Source organism: Stenotrophomonas sp., from assembly GCF_050737075.1.
In the GTDB taxonomy this organism is placed as follows: domain Bacteria; phylum Pseudomonadota; class Gammaproteobacteria; order Xanthomonadales; family Xanthomonadaceae; genus Stenotrophomonas.
The window spans coordinates 1-3,320 of the sequence record NZ_JBOHXV010000169.1; the positions used below are offsets into that span (position 1 = coordinate 1).

The 3,320-nt window shown below is 64.3% G+C and carries 4 protein-coding genes and 1 pseudogene; 3 read left to right on the plus strand and 2 right to left on the minus strand.

Annotated features, from left to right (window positions below):
* The 3 genes and pseudogenes from ACREPD_RS21910 to ACREPD_RS21920 all read left to right on the plus strand — a co-directional run.
* A pseudogene (locus ACREPD_RS21910) lies at window positions 1-594 on the plus strand (glycosyltransferase); the annotation flags it as partial.
* Entirely contained in the window at window positions 578-970 is a 393-nt protein-coding gene (locus ACREPD_RS21915) for a GtrA family protein (protein ID WP_431601251.1), read from the plus strand. The pseudogene ACREPD_RS21910 and the gene ACREPD_RS21915, both read left to right, overlap by 17 nt.
* On the plus strand, window positions 967-1,566 hold the full coding sequence (locus tag ACREPD_RS21920) for a hypothetical protein (RefSeq protein WP_431601252.1): 600 nt from the start codon (window positions 967-969) through the stop codon (window positions 1,564-1,566). The genes ACREPD_RS21915 and ACREPD_RS21920 overlap by 4 nt, the downstream gene beginning before the upstream one ends.
* A 151-nt stretch (window positions 1,567-1,717) precedes the next feature.
* Here the strand turns inward: ACREPD_RS21920 and ACREPD_RS21925 are convergent, their stop codons facing one another.
* Window positions 1,718-2,677, minus strand: coding sequence for a UDP-glucuronic acid decarboxylase family protein (locus ACREPD_RS21925; RefSeq protein WP_431601253.1), 960 nt, complete (start codon window positions 2,675-2,677; stop codon window positions 1,718-1,720).
* Between the two features lie 159 nt (window positions 2,678-2,836).
* Window positions 2,837-3,139, minus strand: a complete 303-nt coding sequence (locus ACREPD_RS21930; protein WP_431601254.1) for a hypothetical protein — start codon at window positions 3,137-3,139, stop codon at window positions 2,837-2,839.
* Window positions 3,140-3,320 lie beyond the last annotated feature (181 nt).

Consider the following 3,320-nt stretch of genomic DNA (forward strand, 5'->3'; position numbering starts at 1 on the left):
GTGGCGCGGCGCAGGAGCCGGGTGGAAACGCTGCGCTTCCGCGCGTTCTACGTGGTGTACAAATTCATCTTCCAGCTGCTCACCGGGCGCACCATCAGCTTCGGCAACTTCATGGCGATCAAGGTCGGTGCGCTGCACCGGCTCAACGCGATGCACGAGGTCTGGACCCATGTGGCCGCCGGCCTTATCGCCAGCAAACTGCGCCTGGCGGTGTGCCCGATCGATCGTGGGCCGCGCTATGCCGGGCAGAGCAAGATGAACTTCGTGGGGCTTACCCTCCATGGGTTCCGCGCGCTGATGGTGTTCGCCGAGGATGTGCTGGTGCGGGTGGGCCTGATGTGCGTGCTGGTGTCCTCGGCCTCGATCGTGCTGGCCGTGGTGGCCACCCTGCTCAAGTTGGCGGGCTATGCCACGCCGGGCTGGTTCTCGATGGCGCTCGGGGTGCTGTTCCTGGTGTTCCTGCAGACCGGCACGCTCACCCTGATGACACTGATGCTCAGTGGCATCGTCCGCGGCACCATCCAGAAGCCTGGTGCCTACCGTGAATACCTTGCCGGTGTGATCGAGGTTCCCGCCGATGTCGCGCAGCGCTGATATCCGCCAGCTGCTGCGTTACGTCATCAATGGACTGGTGGCGACGGGCGTGCACTTCGCGGTGCTGACCCTGCTGGTGGAGGTGGTACATGTGCCCTCCAAGGGCGTGGCCAATCTGCTGGCGGCAGCAGTGGCCATCGTGGCGTCCTTCCTGGGCAACCGGTTCTTCGTGTTCGCCGCGACCCAGGCGCGTGCCACGGGGCAGCTGTGGCGGTTCGTGCTGCTGTATGCCGCCATCGCGCTGGTGAACGGCGGGTTGATGGCGCTATGGTCGGACCTGCTGAAGTTCGATTACCGCGTGGGCTTCGTGCTGATCAGCATCATCCAGTTCATCCTTTCGTTCCTGGGCAACCGCCTGTTGGTATTCAAGTCATGAAAACCCTGCGCAACGCACTGCTGCTGACCGCCATCTACGTGGTGCTGCTGCTGGGCATCCATTTCCTGCACGTGCGTTTCTTCAGCGTGGACGTGGTGTTCTACGCGGCAATCGGCGATGCGCTGCTGGCCGCCGTGCTGACCGGGCTGTTGCTGCTGGTGCCGGCGCTGCGCCGGTTCACGCTGACAGAGAAAGTGCTGCTGGTGATGGTGTGGCTGCTGGGCGGCTACGGGTTCGCCATCTCGGTACCGACCGTGATCGACCGTTCGCTCTCCTTCTACATCCTGGAAAAGCTGGACCAGCGCGGTGGCGGCATCCGCCAGGACGCCTTCCAGGACGTGTTCACGAAGGAATACATGGTGGAACACCGGCTGGTGGACGTACGGCTGACCGAACAGGAAAGCTCGGGCACCGTGCGCATCGAGCACGGCTGCGTGCTGCTCACCGACAAGGGCCGCCGCGTGGCGGCCATGAGCCGCTTCTACCGGCAGCATTTCCTGCCCAAGCAGCGCCTGCTGCTCGGCAAATATTCCGACGACCTGACCGACCCGTTCCGCCACAGCCGCCAGGACGTCACCTACCAGTGCGGCCAATAGAGCGGACCGTGTAAACCCGACGGGGTAGAGCGGACTGTTAGTCCGCTGCCGTCCCCGCCCGAATCGGCAGGCACGGTAGGGTCGGTTCCCAAACGACTGCACGCGCCGGCCCAACGCCCGGGAACGCATGACCCCAAACGGAGCGCCTGCCTCAGTCGCTCAACAACCCATCAAAATACGCAATCGTCCGCCGCAATCCATCCTCCAGCTTCACCTGCGGCTCCCAGCCATCCAACCGGCTTTTGGCCAGCGTGATATCCGGCTGGCGCTGCATCGGGTCGTCCTGCGGCAGCGGCTTGAACACCAGCTTCGAACCGGAATTGGTCAACGCAATCACCGTTTCGGCCAGCTCGCGGATGGTCATCTCGGCCGGGTTGCCCAGGTTGCACGGCCCGGTGAAATCGGTGTCGGTGGCCATCAGGCGGATGAAGCCTTCAATCAGATCGTCCACGTAGCAGAACGACCGCGTCTGCTGGCCTTCGCCGTAAATGGTGATGTTCTCGCCGCGCAGCGCCTGCACGATGAAGTTGGACACCACGCGCCCGTCATTGGGGTGCATGCGCGGGCCATACGTGTTGAAGATGCGCGCCACCTTGATGTCCAGCCCATGCTGGCGGTGGTAGTCGAAGAACAAGGTCTCCGCGCAGCGCTTGCCTTCGTCGTAGCACGAGCGCGGCCCGATCGGGTTCACGTTGCCCCAGTACTCCTCGCGCTGCGGGTGCACGCTTGGGTCACCGTAGACCTCACTGGTGGAGGCCTGGAAGATCCGGCAGTTCAGCCGCTTGGCCAGCCCAAGCAGATTGATCGCGCCATGCACCGAGGTCTTGGTGGTCTGCACCGGGTCATGGCTGTAGTGGATCGGCGAGGCCGGGCAGGCCAGGTTCCAGATCTGGTCGACCTCGATGTACAGCGGGAAGGTCACGTCATGGCGCAGGAACTCGAAGTTCGGGTTGCCCAGCAGGTGCGCGATGTTGCGCTTGCTGCCGGTGAACAGGTTGTCCGCGCAGACCACTTCGTGGCCCTGCTCAAGCAGGCGCTCGATCAGGTGCGAGCCGAGGAACCCGGCACCACCGGTGACCAGGATGCGCTTGCTGCTGTCATGACTTCTCATTGCGGGTTCTCTGCCTGTAGGCGGCGTGGTCCAGGCGGCGGGCGCAGGAACCGTGCATGCCGCTGATCATGCTGGGGGAGGGAGGATTGTAGGCCAATGGCGCCCCGTCGTAGAGCGACGCCATGCGTCGCTGCTTTCCAGGCCCGAACCGGCAGGCGTTCACCGCAGGGACTGCAGCCGATAGCGCCGGCGCTTGAGCGGCCGCAGCGCGATGGACACCGCCGGATCGGGAACGCGCAGCAGAATGGCGCCGTCATAGACCTCCACCTTCAGGCGGGTTCCCGCCGCGATGCCGGCATCGCAGAGCCACATGCCGCGCAGTTTCAGGCAGGGGATGAGCAGTTCGCCGGGTTGGGGCTGATCCCGGCCCAGCCGGCCGACCAGCACGCTCTTCGGCGTGTGCCAGTGGAGGGTGATGCGTGGGGCGGTGGCGGGGGAGACTTCTTCGTCATGGGAATGCATGGTGGCGCTCTCCAGAGAATCTCCCTCGCCGGGATGGCGAGGGAGTCGGGAGGCTGAAAACCGTGCAACGAACGGTGCGACGTATTCCCCGCGAGGGTGTTGTATTCCGCCACCCTCCCGACGCAAGAGGTCCAACTGTTCGTTGCGGAGTTTTCAGACTCCGTGGCATCACCATGTGGAC

Excerpts from the sequence above, each read along its gene's own strand:
- ACREPD_RS21925 (WP_431601253.1), bottom strand. The coding sequence starts at position 2,677 with ATGAGAAGTCATGACAGCAGCAAGCGCATCCTGGTCACCGGTGGTGCC.
- ACREPD_RS21930 (WP_431601254.1), bottom strand. The coding sequence starts at position 3,139 with ATGCATTCCCATGACGAAGAAGTCTCCCCCGCCACCGCCCCACGCATC.
- ACREPD_RS21915 (WP_431601251.1), top strand. The coding sequence starts at position 578 with ATGTCGCGCAGCGCTGATATCCGCCAGCTGCTGCGTTACGTCATCAAT.
- ACREPD_RS21920 (WP_431601252.1), top strand. The coding sequence starts at position 967 with ATGAAAACCCTGCGCAACGCACTGCTGCTGACCGCCATCTACGTGGTG.